Annotated in this window: 16 protein-coding genes and 1 tRNA gene; 9 read left to right on the top strand and 8 right to left on the bottom strand. The window is 63.9% G+C overall.

Features of this window, described 5'->3' with window-relative positions:
• Positions 1-10 precede the first annotated feature (10 nt).
• The gene (locus ACTEK7_RS32900) at positions 11-397 is read right to left on the bottom strand and encodes a VOC family protein (RefSeq protein WP_225147653.1); all 387 of its coding nucleotides are present in this window, start codon (positions 395-397) and stop codon (positions 11-13) included.
• A 181-nt stretch (positions 398-578) separates the two neighbouring features.
• Here ACTEK7_RS32900 and ACTEK7_RS32895 point away from each other — a divergent pair, with 181 nt between their 5' ends.
• The 3 genes from ACTEK7_RS32895 (at position 579) to ACTEK7_RS32885 (ending at position 2,057) form a co-directional block, all read left to right on the top strand.
• Entirely contained in the window at positions 579-1,151 is a 573-nt protein-coding gene (locus tag ACTEK7_RS32895) for a hypothetical protein (protein ID WP_036011161.1), read from the top strand.
• A gap of 161 nt (positions 1,152-1,312) precedes the next feature.
• A complete protein-coding gene (locus ACTEK7_RS32890) occupies positions 1,313-1,831 on the top strand; it encodes a hypothetical protein (RefSeq protein ID WP_225113207.1) in 519 nt (172 codons plus the stop codon).
• A gap of 149 nt (positions 1,832-1,980) precedes the next feature.
• Positions 1,981-2,057: transfer RNA gene (locus ACTEK7_RS32885), tRNA-Arg, on the top strand.
• A gap of 73 nt (positions 2,058-2,130) precedes the next feature.
• On the opposite strand, the gene ACTEK7_RS32880 is transcribed toward ACTEK7_RS32885, so the two are convergent.
• Together ACTEK7_RS32880 and ACTEK7_RS32875 are read right to left on the bottom strand one after the other, a co-directional pair.
• Positions 2,131-3,093 carry an AraC family transcriptional regulator gene (locus ACTEK7_RS32880; RefSeq protein WP_225113206.1) on the bottom strand — a complete coding sequence of 321 codons (963 nt, stop codon included), beginning with the start codon at positions 3,091-3,093 and terminating at the stop codon, positions 2,131-2,133.
• A gap of 325 nt (positions 3,094-3,418) precedes the next feature.
• Positions 3,419-3,703 (bottom strand): hypothetical protein, encoded by a 285-nt coding sequence (locus ACTEK7_RS32875; RefSeq protein ID WP_036031624.1) that lies wholly within the window; start codon positions 3,701-3,703, stop codon positions 3,419-3,421.
• A gap of 247 nt (positions 3,704-3,950) precedes the next feature.
• Here ACTEK7_RS32875 and ACTEK7_RS32870 point away from each other — a divergent pair, with 247 nt between their 5' ends.
• Both ACTEK7_RS32870 and ACTEK7_RS32865 read left to right on the top strand, forming a co-directional pair.
• Positions 3,951-4,361, top strand: a complete 411-nt coding sequence (locus tag ACTEK7_RS32870) for a DUF3775 domain-containing protein (RefSeq protein WP_036031620.1) — start codon at positions 3,951-3,953, stop codon at positions 4,359-4,361.
• 38 nt (positions 4,362-4,399) lie between these two features.
• Positions 4,400-4,861, top strand: a complete 462-nt coding sequence (locus ACTEK7_RS32865; RefSeq protein ID WP_225147652.1) for a host attachment protein — start codon at positions 4,400-4,402, stop codon at positions 4,859-4,861.
• Positions 4,862-4,885: 24 nt separating this feature from the next.
• Here ACTEK7_RS32865 and ACTEK7_RS32860 read toward each other — a convergent pair whose 3' ends face one another.
• Complete coding sequence (locus ACTEK7_RS32860; protein WP_225113203.1) at positions 4,886-5,149, bottom strand: hypothetical protein; 264 nt, start codon at positions 5,147-5,149, stop codon at positions 4,886-4,888.
• 297 nt (positions 5,150-5,446) lie between these two features.
• On the opposite strand from ACTEK7_RS32860, the gene ACTEK7_RS32855 reads away from it, so the two are divergent.
• Positions 5,447-5,893, top strand: coding sequence for a hypothetical protein (locus tag ACTEK7_RS32855; protein WP_036011182.1), 447 nt, complete (start codon positions 5,447-5,449; stop codon positions 5,891-5,893).
• 99 nt (positions 5,894-5,992) lie between these two features.
• Positions 5,993-6,865, top strand: coding sequence for a DMT family transporter (locus tag ACTEK7_RS32850; protein ID WP_225139888.1), 873 nt, complete (start codon positions 5,993-5,995; stop codon positions 6,863-6,865).
• 116 nt (positions 6,866-6,981) lie between these two features.
• On the opposite strand, the gene ACTEK7_RS32845 is transcribed toward ACTEK7_RS32850, so the two are convergent.
• Together ACTEK7_RS32845 and ACTEK7_RS32840 are read right to left on the bottom strand one after the other, a co-directional pair.
• Entirely contained in the window at positions 6,982-7,275 is a 294-nt protein-coding gene (locus tag ACTEK7_RS32845) for a hypothetical protein (RefSeq protein ID WP_036011186.1), read from the bottom strand.
• 66 nt (positions 7,276-7,341) lie between these two features.
• Positions 7,342-8,733, bottom strand: a complete 1,392-nt coding sequence (locus ACTEK7_RS32840) for a cryptochrome/photolyase family protein (RefSeq protein ID WP_249786497.1) — start codon at positions 8,731-8,733, stop codon at positions 7,342-7,344.
• Positions 8,734-8,891: 158 nt separating this feature from the next.
• Here ACTEK7_RS32840 and ACTEK7_RS32835 point away from each other — a divergent pair, with 158 nt between their 5' ends.
• Positions 8,892-10,622 (top strand): methyl-accepting chemotaxis protein, encoded by a 1,731-nt coding sequence (locus ACTEK7_RS32835; protein WP_036031599.1) that lies wholly within the window; start codon positions 8,892-8,894, stop codon positions 10,620-10,622.
• A gap of 122 nt (positions 10,623-10,744) precedes the next feature.
• Here the strand turns inward: ACTEK7_RS32835 and ACTEK7_RS32830 are convergent, their stop codons facing one another.
• Positions 10,745-11,404 (bottom strand): peroxiredoxin, encoded by a 660-nt coding sequence (locus ACTEK7_RS32830; protein ID WP_036011192.1) that lies wholly within the window; start codon positions 11,402-11,404, stop codon positions 10,745-10,747.
• A 393-nt stretch (positions 11,405-11,797) separates the two neighbouring features.
• Here ACTEK7_RS32830 and ACTEK7_RS32825 point away from each other — a divergent pair, with 393 nt between their 5' ends.
• Entirely contained in the window at positions 11,798-12,370 is a 573-nt protein-coding gene (locus tag ACTEK7_RS32825) for a hypothetical protein (RefSeq protein WP_036011195.1), read from the top strand.
• A gap of 192 nt (positions 12,371-12,562) precedes the next feature.
• Here ACTEK7_RS32825 and ACTEK7_RS32820 read toward each other — a convergent pair.
• A partial coding sequence (locus tag ACTEK7_RS32820) for a hypothetical protein (RefSeq protein WP_474810611.1) occupies positions 12,563-12,775 on the bottom strand: 213 nt, incomplete at its 5' end.

Raw genomic sequence — 12,775 nt, 5'->3', positions numbered from 1 at the left:
CCCCGTCGCGTCAGGTATATTTCTTGTCGCGCTCGAGCAGCTCGATCGAGATGCCTTCGGGCCCGCGGATGAAGCAGATGCGTACGCCGGGACGAATGGTCGTCGGCTCGCGCGTGAACGTGACACCCTTGGCCTTGATCTCGGCGGCGACCGCGTCGATGTCCTTCACCGTCGAGCCGAAATGGTCGAGGCCCTGATGCGGGTGCGGAGGTGGCGGGCTGACGGCGCTGTCGCCCTCGAGTGGCGCGATGAAGATCCTGGCTCCGCCGAGGTTCACGTCGATTCGTCCCGGCGCGCGCACGATCTCGCCACCAAGGATGTCCTGCAGCCAGGCCGCGGTGGCCTCCGGATCGGGGCTGCGCAGATGGACGTGATCCCAAGCGACGGCGAACGGCATTTCATAATCTCCCAACGGGTCTTTTCGATGCTATGGCGCATGCTAGCAGTATCGCCGGTGGCCACCACCGCCGTTGCCGACTCGCATGACGTTGGGGGAACCTTAGTTCGTCGCCCGAATTAAGGTAAGCTGTGACTAAATCCATCTTCGATGGTGCTGCGGTCGCGATCGGTGTGCAACCATGAATGCGAGGCTCGACCGACTCGGATTGGGGCGCTTGGCCGGCACCGGCGAACGACTGGCGCGGGCGGTGACGATTGCGAGCGTCTCATTTGGCCGAAGCCTTCTATGGCTGCTGGCGGCAATCATCGTCGGTTGCGGCATTTGGATGCTGCTACCTCTCTCCAAGGGCAACAGTGCTGAGCCGGTGAGGCCTGAGCTGGCGGCTGTTGAAGCGCCTCCCTCCGGCGATGCGTCCAAAGTAGCCTCGCCAGTGTCCGAAGCTCAGGTGCCGGCGACAGCAGAACTTGGTCGTCTCAGGATTTCATCACAGACCTGGCGTCGCGGCGGCCTCGGCTCCAAAGCCCTGGTGACGTTCACGCTGCGAAACGACAACGACTATGCCGTAAAGGATGTCGAGATCGTCTGCGCCTTCACGCGGCGCGATGGAAGTCATCTGACCGACCGCAGCCGCGTGCTGGCGGATCCGGTCAGCATGAAGAGCCGCAAGACCTTTGTGCGTATCCCGATCGGCTTCGTTAACGTGAATGCCGATCAGGCAAAATGTTCCCCGGTTGCAGCACGCCGTGCTTGAAGGCGACTTGTCCCGGTAGCTGAAAAGTTACCTTCTGCGGTCCTTGGCCGAAAACTATGCATCACCATTTGAACCGAACGGCTGGGCCAGGAACCAATTGGAAGATCGCCTGTTGAGGCGAGCAGAGCCCACGCGGGGATGCGGGGGGCGGAGCGCGGCCAATGCCCATCTTTAGGTATTTCATCTTTGTCGGTGGAGCTTTGCTCACACTGCTGTTCGCGGCGGATTTCGTTTTCCCGGCGACGCCCGTAGCGCAGGCCGTCGCGACCGCAAGCAACGACCAGCCGCTGATCCGAATCCGGTCCGACCGCCATCTGCCTGAGCGCGTCGTCCTCGACACCAGCCAGCCGACGATTGTCGCACCCGCGGTTCAGACTGCCGCAGTTGCGGCTCCCCAGCCACCGGTACAGGAGAGCCTGTCGCCGGCTTTGGCCGAGATGTCTGCCAAGACGCGGGTGCGCGAGACCTTCGCCCAGTTCACGCCAGAGCCGAGGGCCGGGACCGCCGCAGCGAGGAAGTCCGACGCGGGCCAGCCCCAGACGTTCCAGGCCCAAGCGTCTCCTGTCCAGGCTCAGCCCAAGCGTAAGATCGTCAGGACGCAACCGGCGCATCAGCCGGGCCGCCCCATGATGCTGGTCGCTCAGCAGCCGCATTTCGGCCTCTTCAACACGACCTGGTAACAGCGCCTTCGGCTGCCTCGATCGAGGTGGGAAGGGCTTTTTATTGGCCGGCCTCTCTGCTAATTCGAACCAATCCGACCGCCGTCGGGTGTACTGGCTCCTCGCCAGTGCCGGCCGGCGGATCTCGGTGGCCCGCTACTCGGGCCAGGGCGCTCGTAGCTCAGCTGGATAGAGCATCGGATTTCGATTCCGAGGGTCGGAGGTTCGAATCCTTCCGAGCGCGCCAGTCCTCTTTGTTCCATATATGTTCTAAAGCGGCGAGGATGCCGGGTCACCGCCGCGAGGGCCTGCGGCGTCCATCAGCCTGCCGGGACACCGCTTTGCCGGCCGCGTGCCAGCGTGTCGGAGGGCGCCTCGTGGAAGATCGCGCGGTAGGCTGCGGCAAATTCGCCGAGATGATGGAAGCCTTGGGCACGTGCGCAGGTGGCCACGGTGACGCCACCCTTGAGGAGGCGGGCGCGGGTCGCCCACAGCCTCTTCAGGCGAATGTACTGGTGCAGGCTCATGCCCCGCACCTTGCTGACGGCGCCGCCGAGCGTACGGATCGAGACGTCGAACTCGCGGGCGAGATCGGCTGTATAGATCGGCGCGGTCGGATAGGTAGCGACGTAGTCGTCGATGCGCTGCACGAGCTTGATCGCCCGCTCGCTGTGGACCGAGGTGCTCCGATCCGACGTCGAATCGATTCGAAACAAATCGTCGAGCGCGAGCAGCAGGCCTTCCTGCAGATGGGCCGCAACCTCGGTCGTCTCGAACAGGTCTGGCTGCACTGACGCGGTGCGCAGGATGTCGAGCAGGAGCTGTCGGGTGTGGAGCAGGGCGGGCCGGTTCGCGACATGGGCGCGCAAATGGTCGGCGCGGTCGAACCAGCCCCGGTCTCTCAGCTCGGGGGAGAAGATGATCATGGCGTGATGATTGGTCCGGGGCTCGACGAAATGGCACTCATCGTTGCCGTGGAGGGCAGCGAAGAAGCGGGCGTCGAGATCCACACCTTTGAAGTTGACCTGAAGATCGTCGCTCATCGACAGGATCACCATCCCGCTCGACATGCGATAAGCGGTATCTAGGATCCGCGCGAACGATCTCATCACGATGATGCGGCACGCCGGCAGGGAGACGATGGCTCGGGCCGCCGCGAAGTTCGGGATGTCGAGCGGAATGCTCCTCGCATCCTCCATCGTCTCAATCGGCCGAAACGCATCGACATCGGAGAAGCCGATCAGTTGAAGGGCAGAGGAGGGAGCGAGGTCGTCGAACAACATGATTCTGGCCGGCCGCTGAAATGAGACAATCAAAGGAACATCGCTGCATCATCAATGGCGAAGCATCGAGTTTCAGTAAACCGAATTTCAGGGCCGTAGTATTGCGGACATCATGCCATGAGGTACGTTGGCTCATCGCCGTTCCTCAACGCTCTGCACCTTCATGTTGACAGCACCGAAACACGATCGGTTAAATCGTCATAAGTGACCTTTTCGGCTGATCTCATCTTTGATCTAGATCAAACATGAACGGCTTGGGGCCAGTGATCCACTGCGCAAGACATGATCTCGCAAAAGCGAAGGGGCCCGAAGGCCCCTTCAAACGTCACCAGCGGCGATAGCCGTAGTACCCATAATGGCGCGGCCCGTAATAGCGCGGCGGCCCATAGTACCGCGGGCCGTAATAATATGGCCGCGGCCTGTAGTAGTAGCCATAATAGTTCGGCCGCCACCAGCACCGTCCCCAGGCGTCGCAGACCATGCGGACCTGCTCGACGCCGGAGACCTGCGGTGTCGCAGGTGCAGGCGCGATGGGCATGGCGGATGCCGTCGACGATGCAACGAGGGCGCCGAACAGGAACGCGGCCAATCGGCCAGTCGTGAGGTTCATGATGTCTTCCTTCGCTTACGCGATGCAGGATATCGAGGTTGTTCTGATCAAATTGTGGCCGAACCGAAATGTAATACAGATGAACAGGCGAGCTGACCCTTACGTCACGGCTCGGCAGCGGGCCGTAGGCCGGGCAGGCCGTGTCGTGACTTGAGCTTGATCCTGCGCAATTCGCAAGTTTGCCTTGGCTCTTACTGTCGCCGTCATGGCAGCGGCGTGGTGCCTGCTGCCGGGCAAGGTGAGCTGAATGCGAGTCATTCCAGATCTGTCGATCTCGCCGGAGAAGGTGTTCTTCGTCATCTCGAAATCGCGCCGGTCCGACAGCGAAGCGGGAGGGGGTGGCGTCATCCTGGACTTCGGCGACGACGACATGAGCTACGGCCGCGGTGGGCGCGGCGAAAGCACCGACCGTGCCGAGCTCGCGGGCTTCATCCGCGCTCTCAATGTTGACGAGCAGATCGATCTCGTGGCGCTGACCTGGCTTGGCCGCGGCGACGGTGATCTCTCCGATTGGCGTCAACTGCGCGCCCAGGCCGCCCAGGCGCACAACCAGCGTACCGCCTCATACCTGATCGGTACGCCAATGCTCGCCGACTATCTGGAGGAGGCGATGACGCAATTCGGCAAGTCCTTCGAGGAATTCGAAGAACAGCTCTGATGCCGGATGCGGCGTCTGCAAGTGAAGGAGAAGTTGCGATGGACAAGATGAGAATGGACAAGGGTGACTGGCTGGTCGTGTGCGACGGGCGCAAGGCGCTCATTCTGGAAAACCTCGGCGACGAGATGTTTCCGAACCTCCACACCAGGGAGGTGCACGAGCAGCCCAATCCCGCGACCGCCGCTCAGGGGGCCGACGCGCCGGGCCGGTTGCATGGCGCGGTCGGCGGCGCACGCAGCTCGGTCGAGCAGACCGATTGGCACGACGAGGCCGAGCGCGACTTTCTGCGGAGCCTAGCCGGCCGGCTCGATGCCGCCGTCAGCTCCGGTGAGACGACGGCCCTGACCATGGTGGCCTCGCCACGTGCGCTCGGCATGATCCGCGCCGACTATTCGGACGGGCTGCGCAAGGCGCTTCAGGGGGAGGTCGGCAAGGACCTCGTCAAGCTGCCGGTCTACGAGATCGAGAAGCAATTGCTGCGGTCGGGCGCCGCCAAATAGAGGAGCCGCAGCGGCCGCGGCGCCTCAGTAGCAGGGGTGCCGCCGGCCGTCCTGACCAATATAAGCGGCCGCGCTGCGGTAGCAGTGGTTGGTCGCCGGGCCGTCATAGTAGGCGAAGGTGCCGGGGGTGATACCCGGGCCGTAATTGTGCAGGTAGCTGATCGGGTAGGGCAGCGGGCTCGCGTAGGAGCGGTGGTACCGGTGGCGGCCGTTCGCCTCCGCGAGGGCGGGGGCCAGGACCGCAGCCGTCAAGGCCGCAACCGCGGCGACACGCGTCAACTTGCTCATCTCGATTCTCCGGAACCCGCTCGAATGGGTCAGCCTGTTATAGCAATTTCGAGCGGCCAAGCATCGCTCCGGAGGCCAGAAATCAAGGCCAATCCCGCAGATTTCCGGGTGGGTGTGACAGAATTGCCGGACATGCGGCCAAAGCTGCCCATTTTTGGCCTTTTCGGGATGCTTAACGAATTCCCCACACAAGTATGACCAAAGACTATTCGGTTCAGAATTCTTCCGCCGGCCCGGGGGCATTTGCCGGCCCCTCGAGTCCGGTACATTCCTGAAGGCCTTCGCCGTCATCTCGCCATGCGCATCACGCTTCCGAGTCTGCTGTTGCTCTGCCTCGCCGCCGCCACGCCGGCGCGCGCCGAGCTGCACATCACGCGCGACCACGGCGGCTATGTCGAGGAGTACAAGGCCAAGTACAAGCGGGTGCGCGAAAAGGGCGAGCGGGTCATCATCGACGGCATCTGCAATTCGGCCTGCACGCTCGTGCTCGGCATCGTGCCGATGAACAAGATCTGCGTGACGCCGCGCGCGAGCCTCGGCTTCCACCAGGCCTATTACGACAAGGCGTTCACCTTCGGCATCAAGGTCACCAGCGCTGAGGGTACCTCCGATCTCATGTCCTACTACCCCGACACGGTGAAGGACTGGATTCGCCGCAATGGCGGGCTCACCACGGACATGAAGAAGATCAAGAACGGGGTCGAGCTCTGGAAGATCGTCAATCCCTGCCCGGACGAATGGTGAGCGGCTGAGACGGACCGCGATCCTCCGTCGCAGCGCAGCATATCGTCACCACGAAATTCGCATTGCCGCATGGCCGAGGGTCGGGCAATGAGGGCGGCAATGAATCATAATCAAGAAGCCCTGGCCGCCCGCGCCGCGCCGATCCTGTTCGTGCTGCTCTGGAGCACCGGATTCATCGGCACCAAATACGTCGTCAACAATGCCGATCCCTTGACCTATCTCGCCATCCGCATGGCGATCGTGGTCGGGCTGATGGCAATCATCGCGGGAATCGCCCGGCCGAAATGGCCTGATAGCGCCGGCATCGCGCACAGCGCCGTCGCCGGCATCCTCGTCCACGGCTTCTATCTCGGCGGCACCGCGATTGCGATCGCGCATTCGATTCCGGCCGGCCTGTCGGCGCTGATTCCAGGTCTGCAGCCGATCCTGACCTCGACCATCGCCAATCGCTGGCTCGGCGAACGGGTCACGCCGCTGCAATGGGCCGGGCTCGTGCTCGGCCTCGGGGGGGTGGTGCTGATCCTGCACAACCGTCCGATGACCGGCGAAGCCGGGCTCGGCTGGCTCGCCTCGGTGGTCTCGCTGGTCAGCATCACGCTCGGCACGCTCTATCAGCGCCGCTATTGCAATCACATCGACTGGCGCGCCGGCAATCTCGTGCAGTACGTGGCGGTCACCATCTTCTTCGCGGTCGGCGCCTTCCTGTTCGAGGATCGCGTGGTGCACTGGACACGGGAGTTTGTGCTTGCGCTCGCCTGGCTCGCGGTCGCGCTCTCGATCGGATCGATCGGGCTGTTGTACTGGCTGATCCGCCACGCCGCGGCGACCTCGGTCGCGAGCCTGTTCTATTTGGTTCCGGCCGTCACGGCCCTGATGGCCTATCTGCTGTTCGGAGAAAAGCTGGATGCGATTGCCATTGCTGGCATGGCGCTCTGCGCCGCGGCGGTCTTTGTGGTCAATTGGCGGTCCTGACGGCACGCAGTTCGGCTCGCCGGAAACGCGGAAGTGCTTCAACGCCGAGCAAGCGGCGAGGATAGATGCGGGCTGTCTCCGGGCGCGCCCGCACCCGGAGACGTCTTCCGGTGCGATCAGCGCTTGGCCTTCTTGGCCTTCTTCTTCGACTTGCCGGCTTTCTTGGTCGCCTTTTTCGCAGACTTTTTCGCGGCCTTCTTGGACGACTTCTTTGCGGCCTTCTTCGTCGTCTTCTTCGCAGCCTTCTTGGCTTTCTTCTTGGCCGCCTTCTTCGGCGCTACTTTCTTCGCGACCTTCTTGGCGGCTTTCTTCACCTGCTTGACTGCGGTGACTGCCGCGTCCTTGGTCGTTTCCACGGCAGTGGTGATCGTCTCCATCGCCTGTTCGGTGATCGGTTTCTCGTCGTCCATATCGTCCCCCACGGTTTGCATGGAGCGATGACGATAGCGGGTTTCGAAATCGTGTCAAAGCGACGCTCAACCTTTGCGGATCTTTGCGTAGGCGGCGAGCGCGCGTTCGCGTGCCCTGGCATGATCGACGATCGGCTGCGGATAGGTCTTGCCGATCGTGATGCCCGCGCTCGCAAGCTCGATCGGCGTTGCCTGCCAGGGCCGGTGGATCAGCTTGGCGGGCAGGGCCTTCAGCTCCGGAACCCAGCGTCGAACATAGGCTCCATCAGGATCGAACTTCTCGCCCTGAAGCTGCGGATTGAACACGCGGAAATAGGGCGCAGCGTCCGCGCCGCAGCCGGCGACCCATTGCCAGTTGGCAGGATTGCTGCCGGCGTCCGCGTCGACCAGCGTGTCCCAGAACCAGGCCTCCCCCTCGCGCCAGTCGATCAGGAGGTGCTTGACCAGGAAGGAGGCCACCACCATCCGCACCCGGTTGTGCATCACGCCGGTGTGCCAGAGCTCGCGCAGGCCGGCATCGACGATGGGGTATCCGGTGCGCCCGCGCTGCCAGGCGGTGAGCGCTTCTTTGTCGGGCTGCCAAGGGAAGGCATCGAAGTTCGTCTGCAGGTTTTCGGCGGCAAGGTTGGGGTGATCGTGGAGGAGGTGGCGGCAGAATTCGCGCCAGCCGAGCTCGCTCAACAATTTTTCGACGCCTTGCCCGCGTGCCGGATCTTCCGCCGCGGCAAACCGGGCGGCGTGCCAGACCTGACGGGGGCTGATCTCGCCGAAGCGCAGATGCGGCGACAGCCGTGAGGTCCCGTCTCGGTCCGGACGGTCACGATCGCCGGAATACGTTCGAACAATGTGCTTGAGGAAGTCGCGCAGGCGCAGATGGGCGGAGGCGGCACCGGGGCTCCATGCCTCGCGCAGGCCGCCCGCCCAATCGGGCGTGGTCGGCTCGAGCTTCCAGCTCTCCAGTCCATCGCTCGCGATGCTCGGTGCAGGGCGCAGCTGCTTCGGCGCGGGCAGGGGCTTTGGCGGGTCGCCGAGGGCCAGTACGCGGCGCCAGAACGGGGTGAACACGCGCAGGCCCCGGCCGTCCTTGGTGCGGATCGCCGCGGGCGGGACCAGCAAGTCGCCCGGAAAGCTTTGCGCGTGCATGCCGAGCTTCGCAAGGGCCGCTTGGAGCTGTCGCTCAACCGCCTGATGAGGCGCCTGCGCGATCTCGTTCCAGTAGACGGCGCGGGCACCGCTCTGTCGCACCACCTCAGGGATCACCTTGGCCGCCGGTCCTCTGCGCAGGACGAGCGAGCCGCCGCGCGCGGCGATCTCGGCTCCGAGCGCCCGCAGCGACTGCGCCAGCCACCAGCGTGCCGCGCCGCCCGGCGCTCGCCCCGCCGCCTCGTCCAGTACGTAGAGGCAAAGCACCGGCGCTCCGGACTTGGCGGCGGCGTGGAGGGCGGGGTGGTCGGACAGGCGGAGATCGTCGCGAAACCAGACGATGACGGGCGGGGTCAGGGAAGGCCTCGTTTACCAATTGGAAACCGTACGGCGTGCGGCGGTGGGAACCCGTCGTTAATGCGGCTGTAAGTCAATTGCACCAATATGCAGGAATTACGGGGGTCATTCCATCCATGTCCAATCTTCTAACGGCGAAGTTCCTGCCGCGGTTCAAGCTCGGCACCAAAGCGGTCCTGTGCGCGGTGCTGCTGATCGCAATGAACACGGCGCTCGTGGTCGGCGCCGGCTATTGGTCACTGACATCCGCCTTCACTGACCGCGCCCTGCGCGACATCGAGGTCAATCTGCGCACGCTGGGGCTGGCCTTTGCGGAGACCGTTCCCGAAGCCAAGATCACGATCCGAGACGGCGCGGTGGTCCGCGCCGAGATCCCCAAAATGCCCGACTTCAGGGATCACGCCATCGTCGACCGGGCGGTGTCCTATGTCGGCGGCAACGCGACCCTGTTCGTGTTCGACGCGGCAAGCGGGCAGTTCATCCGCCGCTCGACCAACGTGAAAAAGGAAAACGGCGACCGCGCCGTCGGGACCCAGCTGGCCGCCGATCATCCGGGGCAGGCCCCGCTGCGCCGTGGCGAGGCCTATAAGGGGCCGGCCACGCTGTTCGGCAAGACGTTCATGACCGCCTATTTCCCGATCGCCGATGGCACCGGCAAGGTCGCCGGCATTCTATATGTCGGCATCCCCATGGTGCAGTTCGAGGGCATGCTGTCCCAGGCGATGGAGAGCATGGCGGCCGCTGCCGGGCTTGCCGCGCTTCTGGTGCTGGTCCTGACCCTGCTGGTCGTCCGGCGCATCACCCGGCCCCTGACCTCGGTGACGCATTCGCTCACCGCGCTTGCCAACGGTCAGAGCGACGTCGCGATCGAATGCGAGGACCGTGCCGACGAGATCGGCGAAATCGCCCGCACGGTCGCGGTGTTCAAGAGCAACTCGCAGGAGCGGGCGCGCCTGCGCACTGAGCAGGCAGCGGCAACCGCTGCCGCAGCCGAGCAGCGCAAGGCCGAGCTGCGCAACTTCGTCGAGGGGTTCCGCGGCAGCGTCGGCGGCATTCTCGACAAAGTGCTGGCATCGTCCGGCGAGTTCGAGCGCGCCGCGCGACAACTCACCGACGCCGCGCGCTCCACGGCAGATCTGTCGGCGCAGTCGGCGGGAGCTTCCGAAAGCGCCTCCGAGCATGTGCGTTCGGCGGCGTCCGCTTCCGACGAGCTGTCTCAATCCATCTCCGAGATCACCCGCCGGGTGCAGGAATCGAACGAGATCTCCGCCGAGGCGGTGCGGCAGGCCGAAGCGACGGACCAGCGCATCGCGCAGCTCTCGGAGGCCGGCTCGCGCATCGGCGACGTCGTCAAGCTGATCACCTCGATCGCCGAGCAGACCAATCTGCTGGCGCTGAATGCGACCATCGAGGCTGCACGCGCGGGCGATGCCGGCCGCGGCTTCGCGGTGGTGGCTCAGGAGGTCAAGACGCTCGCCGGCCAGACCGCGAAGGCGACCGACGAGATCTCGAACCAGATCGAGAGCATGCAGCTTGCGACCGAGGAATCGGTCGCAGCCATCAAGGCGATCAGCCAGACCATCGAGCGCATCAGCGGCATCGCAGGCTCGATCTCGGCGGCGGTCGAGCAACAGAAAAGTGCGACGCACAACATCGTGGCCAGCGTGCGCGCCGCGGTGTCAGGCACGGCCGATGTCGCGGTCAATGTCCGTCACGCCGCCAAGGGCGCCAGCGAGACGGGCGAAACGTCGAGCCGCATGTTTGCTTCCGCCCAGGCGCTGTCGGGCGAGAGCCTGCATCTGAAGGCCGAGGTCGAGAGCTTCCTCGACCGCGTGCACGCGGCGTGATTCTGGGTCATCATCCCGGGATGGTCCGAAGGACCAGCCCCGGGATCTCGAGATCTCGGGTTCGATGCTGACGCATCGCCCCGGGATGACTTTTTGGGGCCGCTATCCGCGACCGCCAAAAGTCATCTGGGCTGCGGGACGATGCGGATGTAGGGCTTCGGCTCCTTCCAGCCCTGCGGATAGATCGTCTTGGCCTCGTCGTTGGAGACCGAGCCCGCGATGATGACGTCGTCGCCCTGCGACCAGTCGGCCGGGGTGGCGACGCGATGCTTGGCGGTGAGCTGGAGCGAGTCGATGACGCGCAGGATCTCCTGGAAGTTCCGGCCCGTCGTCATCGGATAGACCAGCACCAGCTTGATCTTCTTGTCCGGGCCGATGATGAAGACGTTGCGGACGGTTTGGTTGTCGGCCGGCGTGCGGGTGAGGGGATCGCCAGAGGTCGAGGCTGGCAGCATGCCGTAGAGCTTGGAGACGTTGAAATCGGTGTCGCCGATCATCGGGTAGTTCGGCGCGGCGCCTTGGGTCTCCATGATGTCTTCCGACCATTTGGCATGACGGTCGACCGGATCGACCGAGAGGCCCATCAGCTTGACCCCGCGCTTGTCGAATTCCGGCTTCAGCTTGGCGAGGGCGCCGAGTTCGGTGGTGCAAACCGGCGTGAAATCCTTCGGGTGTGAGAACAAGAGGGCCCAGCTGTTGCCGATCCAGTCGTGGAATTTGATCTTCCCTTCGGTGGTTTCGGCTTCGAAGTCAGGGGCGGTGGCGCCGATCGGAAGTGTCATGATCTTACCTCATCTCATTGAATCTAATCGAGAATTCGTCTCCGGCCGTCACATCCATTATAAGGGCTTCGCCGGCCTAAGTGAACGCCAACTGAACCGGCTCAAGTAAAATGTGAATTCCTTCTTTGAAGAGCCGATTTTCTAGCAACTTATTGTTACAGCGGCAGCTGCGGCGAAACAGCTCCACCCGGGGTCACACGGTCTCGCTCGCCCCGATAATGCCTTTTATGACTTTCATCACGCTCGCCCGGCGCGTTCTAGAACCAGATTGGTCCTGATAGCGACCAATTGGCAACCATCTAGAAAAGTCGCGATCCCCGTATCGAATCGTTAACCACCCCTTTACGCCGGCATGGAAATGCTGGTCGATCAGAAGAAGTCTGGAAGTGAACTATGTCCGCCGCTGCGCCTAAGCCCACCGAGCCGTCGTCCCTCGTGCCGTCCTGCCGCGATACTGCAGCTCATGCCCTTTCCGTCGTGCGGGACGGCGTGATCACGGGCGAAGGCCCGACCACCAAGGGACGGGTGCATTTCTCCCGCTCGCTCGACGCCGATGACACCGCCTGGTGCGTGCGCATCCTCACCGCCACCGCCGTCAACGACCAGCCGGTCAGCCGCGCCGAGGCCGAAGTTCTGTTCGAGATCAACGAGGCCGCGACGGAGCGCACCGATGGCGGCCGGTTCGACGACCTGCTTGCCAAGGCGGTCGCCCATTATGCCGCGAGCGCCTCGGGCCTGAAGGTGCCGCCGCGCAGCGTCGCGCTGTCGGCCGACACCGAGATCGAGAGCTGGGCGCCGTCCTATGCCTCCAAGGTCAACAGCGAGATGCTGGAGTGGATCGCCGGCCAGATGCGTGGCAAGCGCCAGAACAACCGTCGCCTGATGGCGATGGTGGCGACCTTCCTCGGCGCCACCGCACTGCCTCTGGCGGGCCAATTGCCGAACGTGTTCGACATCGGGATGTAAGGCAAATGGGCCGCGGTCGCGGCTCGCAGCGTCGTTCGGTTTCCTCCTGTCCCAGACGCGGCGCAGCGCGTAAGCGGTGCGGCGCAGAGCCGGGACCCAGGACGCCGCGCGGTTCGCTGTGACATGGGCCCCGGCTCTGCAGCGCATCGTCCAAGAGACGCCGCGCTGCGTCCCGGGCACGAGACCTGAGTTTCAGGCAAACAACTGTCCCAACAGCGTCATTGCGAGCGCAGCGAAGCAATCCAGAATCCCTCCGCGGATACATTTCTGGATTGCTTCGCTGCGCTCGCAATGACGGAGTGTGTGGTGGGCAGCGCCGTTCTTCAATTCGCATTTCGCTCGCGGACACGCTTCCGCATCCTCGCGGCGCATTTCGCCCGAGCTTTGCCTTGTCGTCCCACCCTC

The organism is Bradyrhizobium sp. JHI2711 (genome assembly GCF_056156565.1).
This window is presented reverse-complemented; position numbering and strand designations above follow the sequence as displayed.

Excerpts from the sequence above, each read along its gene's own strand:
- ACTEK7_RS32825 (WP_036011195.1), top strand. The coding sequence starts at position 11,798 with ATGTCCGCCGCTGCGCCTAAGCCCACCGAGCCGTCGTCCCTCGTGCCG.
- ACTEK7_RS32895 (WP_036011161.1), top strand. The coding sequence starts at position 579 with ATGAATGCGAGGCTCGACCGACTCGGATTGGGGCGCTTGGCCGGCACC.
- ACTEK7_RS32880 (WP_225113206.1), bottom strand. The coding sequence starts at position 3,093 with ATGTTGTTCGACGACCTCGCTCCCTCCTCTGCCCTTCAACTGATCGGC.
- ACTEK7_RS32900 (WP_225147653.1), bottom strand. The coding sequence starts at position 397 with ATGCCGTTCGCCGTCGCTTGGGATCACGTCCATCTGCGCAGCCCCGAT.
- ACTEK7_RS32890 (WP_225113207.1), top strand. The coding sequence starts at position 1,313 with ATGCCCATCTTTAGGTATTTCATCTTTGTCGGTGGAGCTTTGCTCACA.
- ACTEK7_RS32855 (WP_036011182.1), top strand. The coding sequence starts at position 5,447 with ATGCGCATCACGCTTCCGAGTCTGCTGTTGCTCTGCCTCGCCGCCGCC.
- ACTEK7_RS32870 (WP_036031620.1), top strand. The coding sequence starts at position 3,951 with ATGCGAGTCATTCCAGATCTGTCGATCTCGCCGGAGAAGGTGTTCTTC.
- ACTEK7_RS32845 (WP_036011186.1), bottom strand. The coding sequence starts at position 7,275 with ATGGACGACGAGAAACCGATCACCGAACAGGCGATGGAGACGATCACC.
- ACTEK7_RS32835 (WP_036031599.1), top strand. The coding sequence starts at position 8,892 with ATGTCCAATCTTCTAACGGCGAAGTTCCTGCCGCGGTTCAAGCTCGGC.
- ACTEK7_RS32830 (WP_036011192.1), bottom strand. The coding sequence starts at position 11,404 with ATGACACTTCCGATCGGCGCCACCGCCCCTGACTTCGAAGCCGAAACC.
- ACTEK7_RS32860 (WP_225113203.1), bottom strand. The coding sequence starts at position 5,149 with ATGAGCAAGTTGACGCGTGTCGCCGCGGTTGCGGCCTTGACGGCTGCG.
- ACTEK7_RS32875 (WP_036031624.1), bottom strand. The coding sequence starts at position 3,703 with ATGAACCTCACGACTGGCCGATTGGCCGCGTTCCTGTTCGGCGCCCTC.
- ACTEK7_RS32865 (WP_225147652.1), top strand. The coding sequence starts at position 4,400 with ATGGACAAGATGAGAATGGACAAGGGTGACTGGCTGGTCGTGTGCGAC.
- ACTEK7_RS32850 (WP_225139888.1), top strand. The coding sequence starts at position 5,993 with ATGAATCATAATCAAGAAGCCCTGGCCGCCCGCGCCGCGCCGATCCTG.